The sequence below is a fragment of the Treponema sp. C6A8 genome (assembly GCF_000619925.1).
Taxonomy (GTDB): Bacteria; Spirochaetota; Spirochaetia; order Treponematales; family Treponemataceae; genus Treponema_D.
Genome location: NZ_JHVB01000001.1, coordinates 16,144 through 31,685 on the forward strand (window position 1 = coordinate 16,144; position 15,542 = coordinate 31,685).

Sequence of the window (15,542 nt, forward strand, 5' to 3'; positions counted from 1 at the left end):
AATGAGAGTTGAAATTGGAGATTTTTTTAAGAAAGTGCTGCTTTGCGCGCTTGCCTTGTCTATTCCTGTAATGCTTTACCTTTATGCTGTTCAGGCAAAGCGTTATACAGACCTGGAAAAGGATTTACGTGATCTGGAACGTAAGCAGGCAGAACTTATTGAACAGAACAAAAAACTTGTAAGTGATATAAGTGTCCTTTCAAGTGCAGATAGAATTGAAAAAATTGCCGTTGAAGATCTTGGAATGCACAAGGCTCAGGCAGAAGATATAGTCCGTGTTGAAATGACCGGCGAAAGAAAAAAATAAAAATAGCGAGAGAGTATTTATGAAAGAAGAATCCTTGTTAACAAAAGATGAACTTATCTCTGGTACTTCAGGTGCTGCTTTGGAAAACGGCGCAGACTGCTATTTTACAAACGTTGTTACTGACAGCCGTAATGTCTGCAAAAATTCAATGTTTGTTCCTCTTGTAGGTGAGTTTCAGAACGGTCACAAATATATTCCTCAGGCAATTGAATCCGGAGCTTCTGTTGTATTGTTGAATAAAGCTGAACTTTCAGAAAATGGCAGTCTTTATGAAAAGCTTGCTGCTGAAAATCCTTTTGTACTTTTTGTTGCAGTTGAAAATACCCTTCACGGGCTTCAGGATGCTGCCGAAAAATATGTAGAAAAGTTTTCTGATTTAACAAAGGTTAGTATTACCGGTTCCAGCGGAAAGACTACCACAAAAGAGATGATGGTGAGTGTTGTAAAACAGCATTATGGTGAAGATTTTGTTGTTCATACTCAGGGTAACCTGAACTCTGAAACAGGACTTCCTCTTTCTGTTTTTAATATTCGTAAGGCTCATAAAATCGGAGTTTTTGAAATGGGAATGAACCGTGAAAACGAAATCGGAGAAATTTCAAAAGTTCTTAAATCTCAGTACGGAATTATTACCAATATTGGAACTGCTCATATTGGAATTCTTGGCAGCAAGGAAAATATTGCCCGCGAAAAACGCAAGTCTCTTGATTATATTCCTTCAAACGGCGCTGCTTTTGTTCCTGCTAACGATGAATTTGCTGATTTCTGTACAGAAAACGTAAAAGGAAAAATCGTAAAATTCGGCGCTGATAATACAGATAAGGGCCGCTGGAGCATTCAGCTTATTAAGGATGACGGCCTTTTTGGAATTAATTTTAAAATTAACGGAGTAAACGTAAAGCTTCCTTTGAGCGGTGAACATAATTATTATGATGCCCTTGCCGTTGTTGAATGCGCAGAAGAGCTTGGTATTTCTGAGCAGGAAATCAAAGCTGGGCTTGAAAGCATGAAGTCTGTAAGCGGACGTATGGAAACATCTACCTTCCAGACCCGCAATGGCGCTGAAATTACAATCATTAAGGACTGCTATAACGCAAATCCTGATTCAATGGATAAGCTTCTTACTTTTGTTGACAAGCTTGATAACGGCGGACGAAAGCTTCTTGTCCTTGGCGATATGAAAGAACTTGGCGCAAATGCAAAAGAAGCTCACGAAGCTGTCGGTAAGAAAATTCTTGAAGTAAAGCCTGATTATACTTTCCTTGTCGGCAATGAAATGAAGGCTGCCTATGAATTGATCAAAAACCGTCCTAACGTTTTCTGGTTCGAAAAAAATACTGATGATGTTTTTGATTTGATTGTTAAGACAATTAATCATGCAGTTAAAAAGAATGACATCGTAGTTTTAAAAGGTTCTAACAGCATGAATCTTGTAAAAGTTTACGAAAAAATGCTCGAAACTGTTACCGTAATGCAGGAGGCCCGCTAAGTGGAAAGTTTTACTTTTTACGCAAACAAGCCTTCTGAAAATTATCATAAGGTTGATATGCTCCTTTTTGTCTCAATGATTTTGCTCTGGGGACTTGGCGTATTTTCAATCTTTATCTGTTCTCAGAGACTGGGATCTAACCGTTTTGGAAATCCTTATTATTTTGTAAACCGCCATCTTATCTGTTCTCTTGCAGGCTTTGTCCTCTTTATGTTCTTTCTTGTAAGTGACATGTCCTTTGTAAGAAAACTGGTATTTCTGATTGTGCTTTTTTCCATAATCAGCTGTATTTTTACATATTTCCCGGGCATTTCAATTGAAAAGAACGGCGCCCGCCGCTGGCTTAAAATGCCAATGAACTTTACTTTTCAGCCTTCGGAACTGATGAAGTTTGCCCTTGTTCTTTTTGTTGCAAACTACTTTGAAAAGCAGGAAGAAATTCTTGATGAAGATGAAAAGACTGTTTTCCCTTGCGTAGTAGGCTTTTTTGTTTTTGTCGGCTGTGTAATGGCTCAGAAAGACTTTTCAACCGGAGTTTTTCTTGCAATTATCGGAATTCTGATGTTTTTTGTTTCGGGAACAAAGCTAAGATGGCTTTTTCCATTTATGTTCGTTGCAATTCCGGCTGTAATTCTTCTGATTACTCTGGAACAGTACCGAATGGAACGAATTATCGGATTTTTAAGACCTGATGAGTTTGCTTCTTCTGTAAACTACCAGACTTTGGCTGCCAAAAGGGCAATAAGTGCCGGCGGTTTCTGGGGAAACGGAATCGGAAGCGGACTTAGCAAAATAAACAGCATTCCGGAAGTTCAGGCCGACTACATTTTTGCAGGCTGGTCTGAAGCAATGGGCTTCTGCGGAGTTCTTGCTTATTTTGTCCTTCTGTGTGTATTTGCCTGGCGCGGCTATCTTGCGGCTTTCAATAGTCCTTCACGATTTACCGGCTATGCATCATTCGGCTGTGTATCGATTATCTTTATTCAGTCGATAATTAACTGTATGGTTGTCTGCGGACTTTTACCTTCAACGGGTATTCCGCTGCCATTTTTCAGCCTTGGCGGTTCATCAATAATTGTGACCTTAGCCATGTGCGGATTTATCCTGAATGCCTCCAGGGCAGACGAAGGAATTGTAAAAGAAAAAAAATATGAAGAAATAAGTTTGAATACTTTTTCGGTTTTAAAATAGGGAGTTAGGGGGAGTAAGGCAGTTTTACTGCTTAAAAAAAAGTTATGAGTGATTTAAGTTTGATGCTTGACGATTATCTTGATGATGACAAGGCAGATTTGAATGAGTATTTCCAGGATGAGGATGTTGCTGATACTCAGGACGATTCTGCTGATAAAAAAATTAAAGCCATAAAAATTATTTTTGCAATTCTCTGTTTTCTTCTTGTTGCTGAACTGGTTGTTTATAAATATATCCTTCCAAGTTTTTCAAGCCCGAAGATTTCAGTTACTGGCTTGTCTTCTTATACTCCAGAAGATTTTGCAGAAAAGCTTGCTCCATTTTCTAACGCAAACTGGTTTGATTTTGATGTAGATCAGGCTGCGGCTGTAATTTCGAACGATGCTGGAATTGACAGCGTTATTGTTGAAAAGCACTTCCCTGATAAGATCTTAATCAAGGTTGAAGAGAGAAAGCCTGTTGCAATGATTTTCCTTATGGATAACGGAATTTCTTCTGCCCTTGAAATTGATAAAAACGGCGTAATTTTCCCTCAGCGCGCTTCAGAAGTAAGTGATAATTCTTATATGCCAATTATTTCCGGTCTTCCTGTTGAATACATGGCTCAGGGAATGCGTATTCCTTTGAAATACCGCCCTCTTATTGATCAGATTGCAAGAATTAAATCTCTTCCTCAGCAGTATTTTGCATCTGTTTCAGAAATCTGTGTGCTTCCAAAAGACACAGGCAACTATGAGCTGGCTCTTATTCCGGCTCAGGCAAAAGTAAAGGTACTGACCGACCGCTCATTGAATGAAGAGGCGTTAAAGTATATGATGATAGTACTTGACGTTGTAAATCAGCTCGGCTCAAATGTTACGGAAGTTGATTTGCGATACGGTTCGGTTTCTTATAAAACAAGGTAGGATTTTTTTAATGTCTGAAAATAGAATTGCAGTTGGATTGGATATAGGAACCAGTGAGATCAGGGTCGCAATCGGTGAATATGACGAAAACGGAAAGATTCAGATTGCCGGAACTGCATCTAAGAAATCTGCGGGTCTTAGAAACGGTGTAATTGTTAATATCGAAGATGCTAAAGCTGCTATTGAAGAAGCTATAAGTGCTGCTGAAATGAATGCCGGAATTAATGTTAATTCGGTGATTACGGCTATCGGCGGTTCTCAAATTGAAAGCGCCACCCACAAAGGCGGCGTTGCAGTAAATCCTAACGGCAGAAATAATAAAGAAATTACAAATGATGATGTTGAACGTGTAATTGCAAATGCAACTGCGGTTCCAGTTCCGGAAGACCGCGAAAAGCTGCATGTAATTCCACGCGATTATATTGTAGACGGTTATCATGGAATTTCTGATCCAATTCACAGAATAGGTACTCGTCTGGAAGTTGAAGTTCACATTGTAACTGCTGCCCGCACAATCATTCAGAATATGCGTTCTACAATTTCACGCGCAGGTTATATTCTTGACGGCGTTATGCTTAAAACTCTTGCCCAGACTTTTTCCGTTTGTCATGAAGACGAAATGGAACTTGGCTCAATTCTGATTGACCTTGGTGCGGGAACAACAGATGTAATCGTTCTGGTAGGCGGCGCTCCTGTAAGTACGGCAAGTGTTCCTGTCGGCGGAAATCTTGTAACAAATGATATTTCTATTGTAACTGGTATTTCATCAGCTACTGCAGAAGAAAAGAAAATTGAAGCCGGATGCTGCTGGCTTCCTTTAATTAATGAGCAGAATGATAAGGAAGTGGTTTTGCCGGGTGTTGGCGGCCGCGCTCCTGAAGTAATTATGAAAAGTCAGCTTTGCCAGATAATTCAGGCTCGTATGGAGCAGATTTTTACAATGGTAAAGGCTACAATCATAAAAAATACCGATGATTCAATCAAAAAGCTTTCTGGAAACATTATTCTTACCGGAGGCGGAGCCCAGATGGAAGGTGTTATTGAACTTGCTCAGAATGTGTTCAGAACATCATCTGTTCGTCTTGGCTGCCCGGAAAATCTAGGTGGTATAGAAGAAGATTACAGAAATCCTGCTTTTGCAACTGTAATTGGCCTTGTTCTTGCAAGCAAAAATATGCCGGCCAGCAAAGATTCGCGTAAAAAACACCGTTCTTTTGCTGACAGAAAAGAAAAAAAAGATGGCGAAGGTGTGCTTAAAAAGATTTTCAAATCGCTGTTTTAGTATATAATGGATATTGGGGAAATGTGTTAGGGGAAAAACACAGGGAGGAATAAAAAGTGGGAAATCTAAATATTTCAATCTTGGATGAAGAGTCTAATTTTAACGAAGCTTATGCAGAATCAAGCCCAACTGTAATCAAGGTAGTGGGCTGTGGCGGCGGCGGTTCAAATGCAGTTAACCGCATGATAAGCCACGAACTTAATAACGTAGATTTCATTGTTTTAAATACAGACTTACAGGCTCTTGGCCGTTCAAACGCGCCTACAAAACTTGCAATCGGACAGAAGGTAACTAAAGGTCTTGGTGCCGGTGGACGCCCTGAAGTCGGTGAGCAGGCCGCTGAAGAAGATAAAGAACTCATCACAAATGAACTTCGCGGCGCTGATATGGTATTCATCACAGCAGGTATGGGGGGTGGAACTGGTACTGGTTCTGCTCCTGTTGTTGCCCGCATTGCAAAGGAACTTGGCTGTCTTACAGTAGCCGTTGTTACAACTCCTTTCGTTTTTGAAGGAAATGTCCGCATGCGCCAGGCTCGCGAAGGTCTTAAAAAACTTCATTCTATGGTTGACTCAATGATTGTCATTCCAAATGAACAGCTTTTCAATACAATCGATAAAAATACAACTGTAAAGGAATCTTTCCGCCGCGCAGACGAAATCCTCTGCCAGGGTGTAGAAGGAATTTCAAATATCATTACAAACCCAGGTGATGTAAATACTGACTTTGCTGACGTTCGTAACGCTATGAGCGGTCAGGGAAATGCAATTTTTGGTATTGGTATTGCAGAAGGCGAAAACCGCGCCGCAGATGCTGCTTATGCCGCTATCAATAATCCAATGCTTGAAGATTCTCATATTGACGGCGCTAAGAATATTCTTGTTAATATCTGTGCATCTGAAGAAATTTCTTTGAGTGAAGTTGGTGAAATCTGTAAGATTGTAACTGCTTCTGCTGATAAAGATTACAATATGTTCTGGGGACAGGTTACTCAGCCGGATTTGGGTGGAAAAATCAGCGTAACTGTAATTGCTACTGGTTTTGAAAAGCCTGAAAATGAAGCTGTTGAGCCTGTTGCAGAAGAAAAGGCAGTTGAAAAAACTCCTGTTCAGTATTCTGAAAACGTTATGCGCTCTTCTGAATTGAACGGAATTCTTCATCCTACAAATAAGATTGGCGGAGATTTTGTTTCAAGAAAGGAATTTGCCGCTATGGCTTCTTCTAAACCTGCTGCTCAGCCGGCAGCTCAGAGACCTGTAGCTTCTGCTGCAGCTATGAATACTGAAGCTGTTAAAAAGCCTGAAGAAAAGCAGAACGGAAGCCTTGGACGCTCACTTTTTGAAGATACAGAACCTTCAATTGCAAGCCGCGCAGTAATGAACCGTTTTTCACCTCCTGAAGGATATAAAGGCGGAAACGACATCAATCAGCCTGCAATCTGGTCTAACATGAACTTTGGTCGTGGAATTAATCTTTCTGACTAAATAATTATGACAATTGAAGGGCTTTTGAATCAGTTTTATTCAGATTTGATTCTTGTAAAGCGTGACGCGCAAAAAACTGCCGAAACTTATAAAATTTCGGCAGAAGCCTTTTTAAACTGGCTTGTTGAAGAAAGAATAAAGCTTGTTGATGTAACGCCTCAGAATATCACTTATTTTCTGGTAAAGCGAAAAACTGACGGCTGTAATGAATTAACGATTGCAAAAGATATTTCCGGTATCAGGGCTCTGGGCGATTTTCTTGAACGCAAGGAATACTGGACTGAAAATAAGGCCCTGCTTCTGGAACGTCCTAAAACATCACATGCCCTTCCAAAAGTTTTGACAGAAGAACAGGTTGACGCACTTCTTGAAAGCATAGATACTTCTGATAATGTAGGAAAGCGTGATGATGCCCTTTTTGAACTGATTTATTCATGCGGGCTTCGTATCAGTGAGGCCTGCGATTTAAAAGTTGCAAACGTTCACATGGACGAGCAGATAATTCTTGTTCATGGAAAAGGTGATAAAGAGCGCATTGTTCCCTTTGGAAAGCGCGCCTATGATAAATTAAAAATTTATCTGGAAGAAGTTCGTCCTCTTCTTACAAAAGGAAAAAATGTTCCCGAAGTTTTTGTAAACTATAAGGGTGAGGGAATTTCCAGAAAAGGAGTATGGAAGCGTTTTAAGGAGCTGGAGACACTCTCAGGAGTTCAGGCAAAGGTTCATACCCTGCGACATTCCTTTGCAACTCATTTATTAAAGGGTGGGGCAGATTTAAGGGCTGTGCAGGAACTTTTAGGCCACAGCGACCTTGCAACCACTCAGATTTATACACATGTAACTAACGAGCAGCTTGAAGATGCTCATAAAAAATATTTTAAACGTTAAAAGTAGACTGCAATATAGCGGAGGATAATATGAAAAAGATTTTGTTTGGATTAGTTATTTCAATTTCTCTTATGACACTTTTTACTGGTTGTATAAAATCAAATAAAACAATTATCCGCTATCAGAAGATGGAAGAAAAAGTAGATCATCCTACTACAATTGAAGAACTTAAGGAAGCCATTGATAAATACGAAAACCGCGTTGCAGATATTCAGCTTGCAAACCAGCAGATTGCCATCTGGTACAAAATGCTTGGAACCCGCTATGTTGATGCAAAAATGTACGGAGAAGCCTTGAAATGCTTTCAGAAGGCACTTGAGTTCTATCCTAATAACCAGAACCTTTATTACTGGGTTGGCGTTTGTGCCGGCTACATGTCTCATGCTGCAATGGACTTCAGTGGAACAGGTTCTACACAGGTACGCATGAATTACCTGAAGCTTGCAGAAGATGCTTATTCACGCGCAATTCAGATTGATGACCGTTTTGTTCGCGCTCTTTACGGACTTTCTGTAATCTACGTTTTTGAACTTGACGAAAGCGAAAAGGCAATTCCTCTTCTTGAAAAAGTCATGGAAATTGAAACTAAAGATTTTAATGCCATGTTCGTGCTTGCCCGCGCTTATTATGAAAATTATGAATTTGACAAAGCCGTAAAAATATATGATAAAATAATATCATTAACAAAAGCGGCTGATATTATCAATGCTGCTCAAGACCTCAAAAAACAGGTTTTAGATGCTTCATACTGATGACGAATTAATTTTTCATATTTCTCTTGCAAGGATTACATTTTTAAAGTTCTCTGAGAAAGTTTTTTTATCAAAAAACATTGACAATTCTAAGGCTCTATCATTACTATCTATAGAAGAGATTGAAGCGTTTTTGGAACGAAAGCTTTCAAAAACTGTAATCTGGGATGGAAAGAAAAATCTTGAATTTGCAAGGAAGGCTTTTCAATTCTGCAAGGCTTACGGCATAAAATGTCTTTTACATGAAGACAGAAACTATCCTGAGCTTTTGAGGCAGATTTCAGATCCTCCCTATATGCTTTTTTGCAGGGGTGATGAAAGTCTTCTTACAGGATGCTCTGTTTCGCTTGTAGGAACAAGACGACTGAGTCCTGAAGGAAAAAAGGCTGCAAGGGAATTTTCCTATGCGGCGGTAACGGACGGAACTAATGTCGTATCGGGGCTTGCAAACGGGGCTGACGGTTTTGCTCATCAGGGGGCAGTAGACGCTTTCTTTGATTATGAAGAGAAGGGGCTTGATACTGCATCGCTTGGAAAGACTATAGCCGTGCTGCCAAGTTCAATTGATGAGGTAATTCCTTATTCGCATAAAAGGCTTGCGACTCAGATTTTGCAGACTGGCGGGCTTTTAGTGAGTGAGTATGAACCTGGCCGGGATATGGAAAAATGGCATTATGTGGCGCGAAACCGCATAATTGCGGGTTTGTCTCCGGCGACAGTAGTGGTTGAAGCGCCTGCGGGAAGCGGTTCCCTGATTACGGCGGATTTTGCCCTGGAAATGGGACGCGACGTAATGTTTCATAAAGCAACCTTTGGAGAGCTTGCAAAAAAGATAGCTGATACATCTAATGCTGAGCTTGAAAGACAGCATGCAGACGGAAAAGTCAGCAGATATAAAATAGAAAATCGTCCTGAAAAATTTCTGGAGGCAGGAGCCCCGGTTATCAGTGACTACAAAGATTATTTAAAATGCCTTGCCGAAGCGCCGGGAACTAGGAATCCTGTGCAAGGCCAATTATTCTGAAAACAAGGATAGGAAAGATTATGGCAACAAAGAAGACAAAAGAAAAAACTCCACAGACCCTGGTGATTGTAGAGTCTCCAGCAAAGGCACACACAATCGAAAAATATCTGGGCCCTGGCTATGTGGTTAAGGCTTCTATGGGACATTTGATAGACCTGCCTAAATCGCGCATGGCAATCGATATTGAAAATAATTTCCAGCCGGAATATATCACAGTTCGCGGAAGGGCAAAACTTCTTAAGGAACTTCAGAAAGATGCAAAAAAATCAGATTTTGTACTTCTTGCATCCGATAACGACCGCGAAGGAGAGGCAATTGCCTGGCATTTGAACAATGCCCTTAAAGATAAAACTGACGCTAAAATCAGCCGAATTGTATTTAACGAAATTACTCCGGTTGCAATTACAGAAGCCGTAAAACATCCCGGCGAAATTGTAGAAGCAAAGGTAAATGCCCAGAAGGCCCGCCGTGTTCTTGACCGCCTTGTAGGTTATAACCTCAGCCCTCTTTTGTGGGCAAAGGTAAAGAACGGTCTTTCTGCCGGACGCGTGCAGTCAGTTGCTTTGCGCCTTATTTGTGAGCGTGAAAAGGAAGTTGAAGATTTTATCCCTGAAGAATACTGGTCTTTGGATGCTGATTTTGCTAAGGGAAAATCAAACTTTACTGCTCAGCTTGTAAAGTATAAGGGAGAAAATCCTGAACTTAAGTCTGAAGACGTTGTCAATAAAATCATCGATGAGATTAAAAATTCTCCTTGTACAGTAACTTCTGTTAAGAAAACTGATAAGACAGTTCGTCCAAAGCCACCTTTTACAACATCAAAATTGCAGCAGGCAGCCGCTAACCGCTTTAATTTTACATCACGTAAGACAATGCAGATTGCCCAGATGCTTTACGAAGGTATTCAGATTGGCGAAAACCGCGTGGGTCTTATTACTTACATGCGTACAGACTCTGTCCGTATTTCTGATACAGCCCTTGCTGATGTTCGCGGATGGCTTTCAAAAAATTATCCGGATGCTCTTCCTGCTGAACCTATTCATTATTCTGTCGGAAAGGCAGCTCAGGACGCTCATGAAGGTATCCGCCCTACATACACAACTTACACACCTGAAAGCGTAAAGGAATATCTTACAAACGATCAGTTTAAGCTTTACTCAATTATCTGGGAGCGCTTTGTTTCTTCTCAGATGAATAATGCAAAAATGACTACAACTTCAGTTGAAATTACAAGCGGTGACGCAGTTTTCAGAACAGCCGCAAGTAAAATCAGCGAAAAAGGTTTCTATAACGTTATCAAACTGCTTTCTTCAAAAGAGGATAAATCAACATCACTTCCTTCTTTGAAAGAGGGTGAAACTCTGGAGACAGGAAAATTCCACCCTGAACAGCACTTTACCCAGGGACCTGCCCGCTATACTGATGCTTCTATCGTTCGCATGCTGGAAGAAAAGGGAATCGGACGTCCTTCAACTTATGCACCTATTATCTCTGTATTGCTGGACCGCTATTATGTTACACGTTCCAACAAGCAGCTGGTTCCTACTCAGCTTGGCCGCGTAATTTCTAAAATCCTTGTAGAAAGCTTCCCTGATGTAATCAACGAACAGTTTACTGCTGAGGTAGAAAATACTCTTGATAAGGTAGAGGCAGACGAGCTTGTATGGAACGATATGATAAGCGACTTCTACGGACCTTTTAAAAAGCGGGTAGAAGAAGTTACCTCTACAACCGAAAGCATTAAGGGCTTCCTTGACGAAGAAACAGACAAGGTTTGTGACCTTTGCGGAAAGCCTATGATTAAAAAGCTTGGAAAGTTCGGCTTCTTCCTTGCCTGCTCGGGCTTCCCTGAATGCCACAATACAAAATCAATTCCACTGGCAAAATGTCCGGTTCCTGGCTGTAACGGGGAAATTGTTGAGCGCAAGCAGAAGGGACGGGGAAAATCTTTCTTTGGCTGTACAAACTATCCTAAGTGTACCTTTATCAGTCACTTTAAGCCAATTGATTCTTACTGTCCTAAGTGCGGCTGGTTCCTTGTTGAAAAGTTTGACAAAAAGAACGGAAGCTATAAGTCTTGTATCAATCCTGACTGTGATTACCTGCACTCAGCTGATGATGAGCCTATGGTTATGCCGGAAGCCGGCGAAGAGTAAAAACAGGACTGACTATGCTTTTTATTTTTGATATGGGGGGCGTGGTTACCACAACCTTCCCCCTGGACGTACTCACTTCAAAACTTGGCCTTACAAAAGATGAATTTTTAGGCATTTGCCGCGAAAACGGAAATATCTGGGCAAAGCTTGAAAAAGGCGAAATTGAAACCCACGAATTCTGGGCTTCCTTTAACAAGGCAAAACCAGCTTCTGTGCCGGAAGTAAAAAATGATTTATTCCGCCTTTATTTTCATCCTCAGCTGCAGGAACGCACTGCTGAACTGATTAAGGCTCTTCGCAAAAAGCACCGTGTAGTTTGCGGAACAAACACAATTCAGAGTCATTGGGAAAATCACATGGAGCGCGGTGATTACGCATTTTTTGACCAGACTTATGCCAGCAATAAAATCTGCGAGGCAAAACCGGATCCTCACTTTTTTGAAGTGATTTTAGAGGCTGAAGGGTATAAGGCAGAGAATGCGTTTTTTACTGATGATAAAATTGAAAACTGCAGGGCGGCAGAAAGCCTTGGAATAAAGGCAGTGCACTTTGAAAGTCCTGAGCAGCTTTGGAAAGAGTGGGAAAAATATATTTAAACTTTTTTAGGAAGAAACATGTACGCAAAAGTATTTTTGAACGCAAAGGAAGAGAGAGAAATTTTACAGGGCTTTCCCTGGGTATTTGATAATGAGATTTCACATTTTAAACACCGTGCTGATGAAAAATCTGAATGGAAAAATGAAAGTCTGGCTGAATGCAGCCTGACTGACGGAAGTGCCGTTGAAGTTTGCACTAAGGCAGGCGGATTTTTAGGAACCGGTATCCTTAATAAAAAATCAAAAATTGCAGTTCGCCTTATCGGTACTGAACACGCTGACGTCATTTTTTCTGACATTGCAAAATTCTGGGAAAAGAGAGTTGAAGCGGCTTATAATTACCGCCAGCTTTATTATTCTCCGTCTGATTCTTACCGTCTTGTTTTTGGTGAGGCAGATTTGATTCCGGGCTTTATCTGCGAACGTCTTTGCAGCGAAGAGCGGAAAGTTTTCCTTGTAGTTCAGTTCCTGTCTATGAGCTGTGATATTTTCAAAAATGAAATCATCAAGGCTCTAAAAAAGGTTTGCAAGCCGGAAGGAATTTACGAGCGCAGTGATGAAGCTGTTCGCGAAAAGGAAGGGCTGCCTATGGTAAGCGGCTGGCTTGACGGCAAATCTTTTGATACTGACATTGTTATCGTAGAAAACGGAATTAAGCTTTGTGTTGACATTGCAAACGGACAGAAAACAGGCTACTTCCTTGACCAGAAGTTCAACCGTGAACAGATTAAACGCTTCTGCCACGGGAAAAAAGTCCTTGATACCTTTACTCACACAGGCGCTTTTGGTCTAAATGCCTTTAAGGCAGGGGCGCGCGAAGTAACTTCTGTTGATATTTCAGAAGATGCTGTAAAAATGGTAAATCACAACATCAAGCTCAACGGCGCTGAAAAAGTTATGAAGGCTTTGTGCGCTGATGTTTTTGACCTTCTAAAAAAATACGAAGCAGACGGTGAAAAGTTTGACGTAATCATTCTTGACCCTCCCGCTTTTACAAAATCTGCAAAGAACATTCAGAAGGCTTACGGCGGATATAAGGAAATCAATCTCCGAGCTATGCGACTTTTGAATGAAGGCGGAATCCTTGTTACCTGTTCATGCTCTCACTTTTTTGACACAAATACCTTCTATGATATGATTGTTCATGCCGCAATGGACAGCCACAAGAAGGTTCAGATTCTTGAAAAACGCGGTGCCGGACCAGATCATCCTCTTCTGGCAGGCTATCCTAAGTCTGAATATTTGAAGTGTGCAATCTGCGTTGTAAGGTAGTTTGATGAGCGGTAAGGCGGAATATAACTGTATAATAGTTCTCGGGCCGACGGCGGTGGGAAAAACTTCTATTGGAGTTGCCCTTGCCGGAAGTTTTGACGGAGAAATTATTTCTGCCGATTCCCGCCAGACTTACCGCCATCTTGATATAGGTTCTGGAAAAGACCTTGATGAATACGTCTGGAATGGAAAGCCCCTGCCTTATCATCTGATTGATATTGCAAGCCTTCCTGACGAATATAACGTTTATAATTATCAGAAAGATTTTTATACCGCTTTTAAAGATATTATCGCCCGCGGGAAACTCCCTGTGGTAGTCGGCGGAACGGGCATGTATCTTGATGCGGTGGTTCGCGGCTATGAAATGGTAATTTTACCGGAAAATCCTAAGCTTCACGCAGAGCTGGAAGAAAAATCCCTTGAGGAGCTGGGCCAGATGCTCTTAAAAGAACAGCCTGACTTACACGTAAAGGCTGACCTTAAGGAAAAAGAGCGTGTAATCAAGGCACTGGAAATTATTGAAGCTAAAAAACAGGGAATTGAATCAACTGCGGTTGAGCGCCCTGATATAAGGCCTTTTATAATCGGAACGACATTGCCGCGACCAAAGCTCTGGGAAAATATTCAGCTCCGACTTAGAGAACGCCTGGACGGCGGCATGATAGAAGAAGTTGAAAATATTCATAAAAGCGGGATTACCTTTGAACGCCTTGAAAAACTGGGACTTGAATACCGCTTTTGTTCAGAATACTTACAGGGCAAATACAAAAGCCGCGACGAAATGGAAGAAAAACTTTTTATTGCCATCCGTCAGTTTGCAAAAAGACAGGAAACCTGGTTCCGCATGATGGAAAAAAAGGGTGTAGAAATTCACTGGCTGGGTCAGGGCAGTAAGGCTGAACGCATTGAAGAAGCGGTAAAAATAGTTTCTGATTTGAAAATGCGGTAGCGATGGGAGCGGCGGCGAAGCCGGCCACCGGCAGGGGGCTGGAGCGATAGCGGAACCGCGGACGTAGCGACGGCGTCAGCCGGACCGCCCGAATAAAAAAAACGCCCCGACGGAGCGTTTTTACAAGGCTATTTCAAAATATAAAGGAGTTTCTTTCTAAGCCGAAACAACTACTTTTTCTTTTATTTCTGTCAGATATCCGGTTCGGATGCAGCTGTCGAAGAGTTCGCGACTGATGTAGTCTGTTTTTACGTCTTCGTAGCCGTCAAGGTCGCGCACGATTTTTACGACAAATCCGTCTTCCATTTCACGAAGGATTGTCATGTAGTCTGAAGTTTTTCCTATGCTCTTTAATGTGTAACTTTTCATATTGCCTCCCGCAATTAAGTTTAAGCACATCTATGAAGTAAAGTTTTTATCAAAATTAAGAGGGAAATCACGTTCCCATACCTTAATATTCGGTTATAATAAAAAAAATGTTAGAAAAATTTGAAAAAAAATTTTGTGATGCGCATTTTCACTATGCTGTCTGCCGGGACTTTCAGCCTGACCTTAAAGTAGACTGGAATGCGCTTTCCTGTGCTCATTCTTTTGAAGAGTGGGAAATCCAGAAGAAGGCGCCGGCCTGTGTAAAGAAGGCTTTTGGCCTGCATCCGCAAGCTTGTCTACAGCCGGATTTTGACATTAAAAAGTATGCTGATTTTCTTGAGGGCTTACTGAAGGCGGGAAAAAATACAATTCACGCAATCGGGGAAGCTGGCTTTGATTATTTTACTCCAGCCTTTCGTGAAAAAGCTCTTTTACAGGAAGAAATGTGGAACATTCAGCTTGAACTTGCCCTGCAATATAAAATGCCCCTTGTAGTTCACTGCCGGAAGGCTAACGAAAAGCTTTTTGAATATGCAGCTCGCCTTAAAAAACTGCCGGCGGTACTTTTTCATTCTTTTATGGGAAGTTTTGTAGAGGCAGAAAGTCTTATCCGGCGGGGAATTCCCTCTTTTTTTAGTTTTGGAAAGCAGATGAAAAACGGAAATAAAAAGGTGATTGAATGTGTAAAAAAGCTTCCGCTTGAAAATCTTCTTCTGGAAACTGATGCGCCTTTTCAAACTTTAAAGGGTGAAGCTTTTACCAGGGCAGGGGAAATCAGGCTTATTTATGAAGCGGCCGCAGAAATCCGAGGTTTCAAAGAAGAATATCTTGTTCAAAATTTACAACAAAATTTTATAAAATTTCTTAACTTCTAAACA

The 15,542-nt window shown here is 41.1% G+C and carries 15 protein-coding genes; 14 read left to right on the plus strand and 1 reads right to left on the minus strand.

All coding sequences use genetic code 11. The features are described from left to right. Position 1: 1 nt before the first annotated feature. The 13 genes from T530_RS0100085 (at position 2) to miaA (ending at position 14,295) form a co-directional block, all read left to right on the plus strand. The gene (locus tag T530_RS0100085; RefSeq protein WP_038073180.1) at positions 2–307 is read left to right on the plus strand and encodes a septum formation initiator family protein; all 306 of its coding nucleotides are present in this window, start codon (positions 2–4) and stop codon (positions 305–307) included. Positions 308–326: 19 nt separating this feature from the next. Further along, positions 327–1,796, plus strand: a complete 1,470-nt coding sequence (gene murF, locus T530_RS0100090; protein ID WP_027727252.1) for a UDP-N-acetylmuramoyl-tripeptide--D-alanyl-D-alanine ligase — start codon at positions 327–329, stop codon at positions 1,794–1,796. Then, a complete protein-coding gene (locus T530_RS13060; protein ID WP_081773631.1) occupies positions 1,797–2,987 on the plus strand; it encodes an FtsW/RodA/SpoVE family cell cycle protein in 1,191 nt (396 codons plus the stop codon). Positions 2,988–3,031: 44 nt separating this feature from the next. Next, on the plus strand, positions 3,032–3,892 hold the full coding sequence (locus tag T530_RS0100100; protein ID WP_027727253.1) for a cell division protein FtsQ/DivIB: 861 nt from the start codon (positions 3,032–3,034) through the stop codon (positions 3,890–3,892). 10 nt (positions 3,893–3,902) lie between these two features. Further along, entirely contained in the window at positions 3,903–5,174 is a 1,272-nt protein-coding gene (gene ftsA / locus T530_RS0100105; RefSeq protein WP_027727254.1) for a cell division protein FtsA, read from the plus strand. Between the two features lie 56 nt (positions 5,175–5,230). Further along, positions 5,231–6,658, plus strand: a complete 1,428-nt coding sequence (ftsZ, locus tag T530_RS0100110) for a cell division protein FtsZ (RefSeq protein WP_027727255.1) — start codon at positions 5,231–5,233, stop codon at positions 6,656–6,658. Between the two features lie 6 nt (positions 6,659–6,664). After that, a complete protein-coding gene (locus T530_RS0100115; RefSeq protein ID WP_027727256.1) occupies positions 6,665–7,546 on the plus strand; it encodes a tyrosine recombinase in 882 nt (293 codons plus the stop codon). Between the two features lie 29 nt (positions 7,547–7,575). Then, positions 7,576–8,298, plus strand: a complete 723-nt coding sequence (locus tag T530_RS0100120) for a tetratricopeptide repeat protein (RefSeq protein ID WP_027727257.1) — start codon at positions 7,576–7,578, stop codon at positions 8,296–8,298. 133 nt (positions 8,299–8,431) lie between these two features. Then, on the plus strand, positions 8,432–9,322 hold the full coding sequence (locus T530_RS13065) for a DNA-processing protein DprA (RefSeq protein ID WP_197018219.1): 891 nt from the start codon (positions 8,432–8,434) through the stop codon (positions 9,320–9,322). A gap of 20 nt (positions 9,323–9,342) precedes the next feature. Beyond that, the gene (topA, locus tag T530_RS0100130; RefSeq protein WP_027727258.1) at positions 9,343–11,478 is read left to right on the plus strand and encodes a type I DNA topoisomerase; all 2,136 of its coding nucleotides are present in this window, start codon (positions 9,343–9,345) and stop codon (positions 11,476–11,478) included. A gap of 14 nt (positions 11,479–11,492) precedes the next feature. Beyond that, positions 11,493–12,074 (plus strand): HAD family phosphatase, encoded by a 582-nt coding sequence (locus tag T530_RS13070; protein WP_038073183.1) that lies wholly within the window; start codon positions 11,493–11,495, stop codon positions 12,072–12,074. Positions 12,075–12,092: 18 nt separating this feature from the next. Then, a complete protein-coding gene (locus tag T530_RS0100140) occupies positions 12,093–13,346 on the plus strand; it encodes a class I SAM-dependent rRNA methyltransferase (protein WP_027727259.1) in 1,254 nt (417 codons plus the stop codon). Between the two features lie 4 nt (positions 13,347–13,350). Beyond that, complete coding sequence (gene miaA / locus T530_RS13075) at positions 13,351–14,295, plus strand: tRNA (adenosine(37)-N6)-dimethylallyltransferase MiaA (RefSeq protein WP_038073185.1); 945 nt, start codon at positions 13,351–13,353, stop codon at positions 14,293–14,295. A 156-nt stretch (positions 14,296–14,451) separates the two neighbouring features. On the opposite strand, the gene T530_RS0100150 is transcribed toward miaA, so the two are convergent. Further along, positions 14,452–14,664, minus strand: a complete 213-nt coding sequence (locus T530_RS0100150) for a hypothetical protein (RefSeq protein WP_027727260.1) — start codon at positions 14,662–14,664, stop codon at positions 14,452–14,454. Positions 14,665–14,771: 107 nt separating this feature from the next. Here T530_RS0100150 and T530_RS13080 point away from each other — a divergent pair, with 107 nt between their 5' ends. After that, positions 14,772–15,539, plus strand: a complete 768-nt coding sequence (locus T530_RS13080; RefSeq protein WP_051537675.1) for a TatD family hydrolase — start codon at positions 14,772–14,774, stop codon at positions 15,537–15,539. Positions 15,540–15,542 lie beyond the last annotated feature (3 nt).

Excerpts from the sequence above, each read along its gene's own strand:
- T530_RS0100150 (WP_027727260.1), bottom strand. The coding sequence starts at position 14,664 with ATGAAAAGTTACACATTAAAGAGCATAGGAAAAACTTCAGACTACATG.
- T530_RS0100100 (WP_027727253.1), top strand. The coding sequence starts at position 3,032 with ATGAGTGATTTAAGTTTGATGCTTGACGATTATCTTGATGATGACAAG.
- T530_RS0100120 (WP_027727257.1), top strand. The coding sequence starts at position 7,576 with ATGAAAAAGATTTTGTTTGGATTAGTTATTTCAATTTCTCTTATGACA.
- T530_RS13070 (WP_038073183.1), top strand. The coding sequence starts at position 11,493 with ATGCTTTTTATTTTTGATATGGGGGGCGTGGTTACCACAACCTTCCCC.
- T530_RS13080 (WP_051537675.1), top strand. The coding sequence starts at position 14,772 with ATGTTAGAAAAATTTGAAAAAAAATTTTGTGATGCGCATTTTCACTAT.
- miaA (WP_038073185.1), top strand. The coding sequence starts at position 13,351 with ATGAGCGGTAAGGCGGAATATAACTGTATAATAGTTCTCGGGCCGACG.
- T530_RS0100140 (WP_027727259.1), top strand. The coding sequence starts at position 12,093 with ATGTACGCAAAAGTATTTTTGAACGCAAAGGAAGAGAGAGAAATTTTA.
- T530_RS0100085 (WP_038073180.1), top strand. The coding sequence starts at position 2 with ATGAGAGTTGAAATTGGAGATTTTTTTAAGAAAGTGCTGCTTTGCGCG.
- T530_RS0100115 (WP_027727256.1), top strand. The coding sequence starts at position 6,665 with ATGACAATTGAAGGGCTTTTGAATCAGTTTTATTCAGATTTGATTCTT.
- murF (WP_027727252.1), top strand. The coding sequence starts at position 327 with ATGAAAGAAGAATCCTTGTTAACAAAAGATGAACTTATCTCTGGTACT.
- topA (WP_027727258.1), top strand. The coding sequence starts at position 9,343 with ATGGCAACAAAGAAGACAAAAGAAAAAACTCCACAGACCCTGGTGATT.
- ftsA (WP_027727254.1), top strand. The coding sequence starts at position 3,903 with ATGTCTGAAAATAGAATTGCAGTTGGATTGGATATAGGAACCAGTGAG.